This is a genomic window from Neoroseomonas rubea (assembly GCF_016106015.1).
In the GTDB taxonomy this organism is placed as follows: domain Bacteria; phylum Pseudomonadota; class Alphaproteobacteria; order Acetobacterales; family Acetobacteraceae; genus Neoroseomonas; species Neoroseomonas rubea.
Genome location: NZ_JACADQ010000292.1, coordinates 1 through 5440, shown reverse-complemented (window position 1 = coordinate 5440; position 5440 = coordinate 1). Strand labels below are relative to the sequence as shown.

Sequence of the window (5440 nt, the reverse complement as noted above, 5' to 3'; positions counted from 1 at the left end):
GATCGGCGGCCAGCGCGTCCCGCAGCGCGTCCTCGGCGGCCAGGGCCGGCTGCTCCGCCAGGGCGGCGGCGATCGGACAGACCAGGTCCATCCGCGCCGCGGGGAAGGCACCGGTGGCCGTGCCGGCCGCCATCACCGCGTTCAGCCGCGCGGCCAGGGCGCGGCGCGTGGCGGTGGCGGCGACGGCGTGGCGGGCCATCGCATCCTCCAGCCCCGCGAGCCAGCGCGGGTCGGCGCGGCCTTCGGCCAGCAGGCGGTTGCGCTGGGACATGGCGTTGTCATGCGCGGCCACTTCCCGCGCATGGCCGGGTTCCAGCGCCCAGGCGAGCCGGTCGAGGAAGCGCCGCCGGCCAGACGCCGCTTCCTGGAACAGCCGGTCCATCTGCGGCGTGAGCCAGACCACCGCGACACGGTCCGCGAGATCCGCCTGGGCGCGGACGGGCTGGCCGTCGAGGCGGAAGACGCGGCGTTCCGACACACCGTCCGGGTCGCTGCCGGTGCCGATGTCGAATTCGCCCGCGGGGGTGGCGAAGCGGCCCGCGACGGCCCAGGGGCGGGCGGCGCCGTCGTCGCGGCGGCCAAGTTCCCCCATGCGCGCGCCACGCAGGCCGCGGCCGGGGCCGAGCAGGGAGATCGCTTCCAGCAGGTTCGTCTTGCCGGCGCCGTTCTCGCCGGCAATCGCGACGATCGGCGCGGCAAAGGCCACGTCGAGGAACGGCCAGGAGCGGAAGTCGGTGAGGCGGAGGCGGGTGAGGCGGAGCATCTGACCGCTGATGGGAGGCGCCTCAGGGTTTAGACGCCTCCAGCATGCGCGCAAGGGAGGCGCGCAGGCCAGCCGTAGCACTGCGCGTTTCGGCACAGGCCGGGCCCGTGTCGTCGAATGCGCAGCTCCCGACCTCCCGGCCCGTTTCGTCCAGGACGAGGATGCGATCGCCGATCGGGCGCAACCGCCGGGCGCCGCGATGCGGGCACATGCCGGCATCGCAGGTCGCGCCTTCGGAGAGGATGTCGAGGATCAGATGCGGCAGGTGCCAGGCGGGCAGCCAGCCGGTCCGCCGGATGGTCCCGCGATCCAGCACGAGCAGCGGCGTCGCATAGGCCGGCGCATGGTGCAGTGGGTCGCTCCCCGCCCCCGCCGGGCGCGGCACGAGCGAAAGGAGCGGCGGCCAATGATCGCCCATGACCAGGATGAGCGCATCCGGATCCTCGGCCAGGACCTGCGTGACATGCGCCTCGACCGCGAGCGCCGTGTGATGGATGCCGTTCGCCCAGTCGTGGGCGAGCGTCGACGACGGCGTGACCGCGATCCGGTCAGGACGTCGCGCGCGATCGCGGTCGAAGGGATGGTGGCCGGCGTTGACGAAGGTATAGACCAGCGCCGGCGCGTCACGACCGAGTTCGGACCGGAGGCCGCGAGCCTCCGCAAGCGTCCAGCCTGCCGCGGCCCAGACTCCATCCCGATCGGTGATGTGAAGATCCGCCTCGAACCTGCGCTGCGAAAAGCCCATGGCCAGGAAGGCGGCGCCGGCGCGGAAGATCTCCGACGAGCTCGGCACCAGGGAGACGGTGCGGAAGCCGCGCGCTGCCAGAAGGCGCGGCAGGCAGGGCAGTTCCGATCCGGCCGGGATCGACATGGTCACGACGCGGTATCGGCCGCCGAAGGCAGGCAGGCCGCACAGCACCTCGAACTCCGTGTTGGACGAGCGATTGCCGAAGACCGGCGCGACGAGGCGGCCCCCCGCGGCGTCCCGCCAAGCGGCAAAAAGTGGAGGAAACGGGTCTGGGCGGACGATGGCCGGCGTCGCCAGCGGGTCGACGAAGCTCTCCAGAACGATAATGTGGACATCGCGCGCTGCGATCCGGGCACTCGTCGGCACGACCGGTCCAAGGTCGTCCGATGCCGCGGATGCCAGAAGGCGGTCCTTCATGCGCTGCTCCGCATCCTCGACGAGGGCGACCAAGGCACCCATGAAGTGGCCGCGGACGGGGAAGGCGAAGGTGCGGGCATTCATCCCGACGGTCATGTGGACAATGCCGCTGGTCGCCAGGGGCGCAGTCGCCTGGAACGCGGCACCGCACCCGGCGGCCGACAGCGCAAGGAAGGTCACTCGTCGCGGCGCGATGTTCAGCAGGAAGGCGGCGCCCAGGCCGAGCGCCGCGGCCAGGACGCAGAAAGCCGTTGCCGGCGGCAGGACCCTGAGCAGGTCCGGCAGCAGCAGGATGTCGGACACGAAGGCCTGGTCGCCGAGAATGGCGAACTTGGCCCCGGACAGGTTCAGCAGGATCAGCGGTGTCGCCACCGCGATCGCCAGTGCCAGTGTGTTCGGGCGCTGCAGGACCAGCAGCACGCCGCCGAAAATCAGCGCGAGCAGCAGGTCAGGGCCGAGATACAGCAGGACGTGCAGCGGATTCGGGGGGATCTGCCCAACCATTGCCAGCCACGTCACCTGCTGCAGGCACAGCAGGACCGTCATCATCGACGACAACCTGAGGTAACGCCGCGCCACGCCCCCGACCCGACAGGGCAGCGCGCACTGGGCTTCTCCGTCAGCCGCCCTTCAGGCGCGCCTGCCGGACGCGTGCTTAGCGAAGCCCCGCGCTGGGAAGATCAACACAAATTCGTGATGTCGACTGTGGCGACCGGCGCTCGGCGCCCCGGGTCCAGCGCTCGCCTCGTGAGACCCGGCGCTAGACCCGCATCGGCATCAGCACGTAGAGCGCTTCCGGCTTCGCCTTGTCGCGCACGATGGTGGGCGCGGCGCCATCGGCGAACAGGAATTCCACCTCGTCGCCGATCAGGCTGGTGATGTCGGTCAGGTAGCGCGCCTGGAAGCCGATCTCGAGCGGCGTGCTCTCGTAGCGCACCGCATCGGCCTCCAGCTCCTCCTGCGCCTGGCCCTGGTCGGGACTGGCAGCGGAGAGCAGGAGGTTGTTGCGGGAGATGCTGAGCTTCACCGGGCGCGAGCGCTCGCTGCTGATGGCGGCGACGCGCGCGACCGCCTGCTCGAAGGCATCCTTCGGGACGGTCAGCGTCTTGTCGTTGCCGCGCGGGATCACGCGCTCATATTCGGGAAAGGTGCCGTCGATCAGCTTGGAGGTGAGCGAGACGGTGCCGAGCGCGAAGCGGATCTTGGTGTCCGACAGGCGCACCTCGATCTCGTCCTGCGTCTCCTCGGCCAGCTTGCGCACTTCGTTGACCGTCTTGCGGGGGACGATCACGCCCGGCATGCCCTTGGCACCCTCTGGCAGCGGTTCCTCCACGCGGGCGAGGCGATGGCCATCGGTCGCGACCGCGCGCAGCACCGGCGTGCCGTCGGCCTCCGCGGCATGCAGGTAGATGCCGTTGAGATAATAGCGCGTCTCCTCGGTGCTGATGGCGAAGCGCGTGCGGTCGATCAGGTCGCGCAGCACGCCCGCCTTGATCGAGAACTTCGTCGGCAGCCGGCCCTCGGTCATCGAGGGAAAGTCATCGACCGGCAGGACCGTGAGCGTGGTGTTGAACTTGCCCGCGCGCAGCGTGAGCGGCCCGTCGCCGCCACCATGGTCGAGCTCGACGCGCGCGCCCTCGGGCAGCTTGCGCACGATCTCGTACAACGTCGCGGCCGGCGCCGTGGTGCGGCCGCCGCGCGTGACGGTCACACCCGCCACGTCCTCGACCACCGCGATCTCCATGTCGGTCGCGGTCAGGGTGAGGCTGCCCTCGGTCTTCGCGTCGATCAGGACATTGGCGAGGATGGGGATCGTGTTCCGCCGCTCCACCACGCTCTGCACATGCGCGAGCGCCTTGATCAGCACCGCGCGGTCCACCGTGAACTTCATCGTCGCCCGACGCCCCGATGCTCTGGGCGGTCACCTCGCGGCCCGGGCTGGGCCGCGCGCGACCGCGCCTGTCCCCCAATGCTCCCCCACACGCCGGACCGGGGCCGAATCGGCCCGCGCGGCCCGGGCGAGGGGGGCGCACCATATCAGCGCGATTCCAGGCGGGGAAGCGGGGTGTGGCGCCGCGAAACCCGCGGAAAACCGCGGGTCGGGGCCGGGGCAGGCTGTCACGCACACGGGAATTGCGGCCATCGGGCACCCCTCGCCCGTCCGGGAGCACCCGGCGCGACTGCGCCGGAAACATCAGCCACGCGGCGGACCGAGGCTCAGGCCAATGGATCGCGGCGTGGCCGCGATCCGCGATCGCAAAGCGCGACCGCAATCGACCTGCCTGGTGCGTAAGCCCACGGCGCGCAACCCAAGCGGCCGGATGGCCGCGCCGGCGCCTGGGGTCTCAATAGACCCAGACCTTCAGGTCTCCAGCATCCGCCGCAGCAGCTCCACATCCTCGGCGAAGGCGGCATCCGCCTGCATGAGTTCCGAGATGCGCGAGACGGCGTGCATCACCGTCGTGTGGTCGCGATTGCCGAAGCGCCGCCCGATCTCGGGAAGGGAGCGGGAGGTGAGCTGCTTCGCCAGGTACATCGCCACCTGGCGCGGACGCGCCACGTTGCGCGCGCGGCGCGCGCTGCTCATGTCGGTCAGGCGGATGTTGTAGTGCTCGGCGACCTTGCGCTGGATCTCCTCGATCGTGACGCGGCGGTCATGCGCGCGGAGGATGTCGTGCAGCACCTCCTGCGCGCTGTCGAGCGTCACGGCGCGGCCGAACAGGTTGGCATGCGCGATCAGCCGGTTCAGCGCGCCTTCGAGCTCCCGCACGTTGGACGTGATCTTGTGCGCGAGGAATTCGAGCACCGCCTTCGGCACCGCGACGCCCGCCGCGGTGGCCTTGGCCTGCAGAATCGACAGGCGGAGTTCGTAGGTGGTGGCGTGGATGTCGGCGACCATGCCGCAGCCGAGCCGCGTGCGCAGCCGGTCCTCAAGCCCGTTGAGGTCGGAGGGCGACTTGTCGGCGCTGACGATGATCTGCTTGCCCGCGTCGATCAGCGCGTTGAAGGTGTGGAAGAATTCCTCCTGCGTGTTGTCCTTGCCGATCAGGAATTGCAGGTCGTCGACCATCAGCACGTCGACGGAGCGGAGGCTTTCCTTGAACTCCATCGTGGACTGGCTGCGCAGCGCGGCGATGAAGCGGTACATGAACTTCTCGGCGCTCATGTAGGCGACGTTGCGCGCCGGCTCGCCATTTCGGATCGCCCAGGCGACGGCATGCATCAGGTGGGTCTTGCCGAGGCCAACGCCGCCATAAAGGAACAGCGGGTTGAAGCCCGGGCTCGCCGGATGCTCGGCGACGCGCCGCGCACAGGCATGGGCGAACTCGTTCGGCTTGCCGACGACGAAGGTATCGAAGGTGAAGCGCGGGTCGAGCGGCGCGGACCATTCACCGCGGGCCTCGCCGGCCGCATTGCGCGGCGCGCGGCCGGACAGCGCCTCGGCCAGTCCGGAGCGCTCGGGGGCCACCTCGACCTCCGCGCCCTCGGCGGCGCCGCGCGGCTGCGGGCCC

Annotated in this window: 4 protein-coding genes; all 4 read right to left on the bottom strand. The window is 70.6% G+C overall.

The window, feature by feature from the left end:
- Window positions 1-763, bottom strand: a 763-nt coding sequence (locus tag HW577_RS19895; RefSeq protein ID WP_198377872.1) for an AAA family ATPase, incomplete at its 3' end; no start/stop codon positions are given.
- Window positions 764-785: 22 nt separating this feature from the next.
- On the bottom strand, window positions 786-2474 hold the full coding sequence (locus HW577_RS19890; RefSeq protein WP_198377871.1) for a sulfatase-like hydrolase/transferase: 1689 nt from the start codon (window positions 2472-2474) through the stop codon (window positions 786-788).
- A gap of 214 nt (window positions 2475-2688) precedes the next feature.
- Window positions 2689-3819, bottom strand: a complete 1131-nt coding sequence (gene dnaN / locus HW577_RS19885; protein ID WP_198377870.1) for a DNA polymerase III subunit beta — start codon at window positions 3817-3819, stop codon at window positions 2689-2691.
- A 471-nt stretch (window positions 3820-4290) separates the two neighbouring features.
- On the bottom strand, window positions 4291-5440 hold a 1150-nt coding region (dnaA, locus tag HW577_RS19880; protein ID WP_198377869.1), incomplete at its 5' end, for a chromosomal replication initiator protein DnaA.

Coding starts and splice junctions, on each gene's coding strand:
- dnaN (WP_198377870.1), bottom strand. CDS start 3,819: ATGAAGTTCACGGTGGACCGCGCGGTGCTGATCAAGGCGCTCGCGCAT.
- HW577_RS19890 (WP_198377871.1), bottom strand. CDS start 2,474: ATGACGGTCCTGCTGTGCCTGCAGCAGGTGACGTGGCTGGCAATGGTT.